Genomic DNA, 1,354 nt, shown 5'->3' on the forward strand with positions numbered 1-1,354 from the left:
TGGACCGGTGAAAGGGGCTGGGGCGAAAGGCAATACCCCGACGGCACCATCACCTGGACCTCCCCGGCGGGGCGCGCCTACACCACCAAACCCGGCGGGGCCCTGTTCTTCCCGCAGCTGGCCGTACCCACCGGCGAGATCACCCTCGAAGACCGTCGGCCCTCCTCCGCGGAATGCCGGACGCTGATGATGCCCACCCGCCGACGCACCCGCGCCGAGGAACGCGCCGCACGCATTCGGTGGGAACGCAGTCTCAACGAGGCCGGATGGGCAGCCTGGGAACAGGCACACGCCGCGTGGGAAGAAGCCAACCCGCCGCCGTTTTAGCGCGAACGCGTTACAGCGCCTTGAGTTCCTCGATGACCTCGCCGACCGATTTCTTGGCGTCACCGAACAGCATCGAGGTGGTTGGACCGAAGAACAACGGGTTCTCGATACCGGCGTAGCCGGATGACATCGAACGCTTCAGCACGATGACCGACCGGGACTGGTCGACGTTGAGGATCGGCATCCCGAAGATCGGACTGGACGGGTCGGTGCGCGCCGCCGGGTTGGTGACGTCGTTGGCCCCGATCACCAACGTGACGTCGGTGCGCGGGAACTCGCCGTTGATGTCGTCCATCTCCTTCATGGCGTCGTAGTCGACGTCGGCCTCGGCCAGCAGAACGTTCATATGCCCGGGCATGCGGCCGGCCACCGGGTGAATGGCGAACTTGACCTCCACGCCCTTCTCCTCCAGCAGGTCGGCCATCTCCTTGACCGCGTGCTGGGCCTGGGCCACCGCCAGGCCGTAGCCCGGGACGACGATCACCTGGTTGGCGTAGGCCATCTGGATCGCCGCGTCGGCAGCCGAGGTGGCCTTGACGGGGCCCTGGTCGGCACCGGCCGGGCCGCCGACGGCGTCGGTGCCGCCGAAGGACCCGAAGACGATCGCCGGGATGGACCGGTTCATCGCGACGGCCATCAGGTTGGTCAGGATCGAACCCGAGGCGCCGACGATCATTCCGGCGACGATCATCGCGGTGTTGTTGAGCGCCAAACCTGCTGCCGCCGCGGACAACCCGGTCATGGCGTTGAGAAGTGAGATCACCACCGGCATGTCGGCGCCGCCGATCGGGAACACCACGAAAAGCCCCATGATGCCCGCGAGCACCAGCAGAAGCACGATCCACCACACCGACAGACCGCCGTGCAGTCCGATGTACACGGCCACCGCGACTGCCGCGATCAGCAGCACGATATTGGCGGCCTGAAACCCCTTGGCGCCTTTGACGAATGCCTTCTCGACATTCCTCGGGATGATGTTTTCCTGCAGTTTGGCGAAGGCGACCAGCGAACCCCAGAACGACACCGA

The 1,354-nt window shown here is 66.0% G+C and carries 1 protein-coding gene and 1 pseudogene; one reads left to right on the plus strand and one right to left on the minus strand.

The annotated features are described in order from the left end of the window. Positions 1-327, plus strand: a pseudogene (locus ADBZ5U_RS16400) (HNH endonuclease); the annotation flags it as partial. A gap of 10 nt (positions 328-337) precedes the next feature. On the opposite strand, the gene ADBZ5U_RS16405 reads toward ADBZ5U_RS16400, so the two are convergent. Further along, positions 338-1,354 (minus strand): NAD(P)(+) transhydrogenase (Re/Si-specific) subunit beta (locus tag ADBZ5U_RS16405; protein WP_526811965.1); only part of this gene is annotated, 1,017 nt, incomplete at its 5' end.

Origin of the sequence: Mycobacterium sp. (assembly GCF_040398885.1) — a bacterium.
GTDB lineage: Bacteria > Actinomycetota > Actinomycetes > Mycobacteriales > Mycobacteriaceae > Mycobacterium.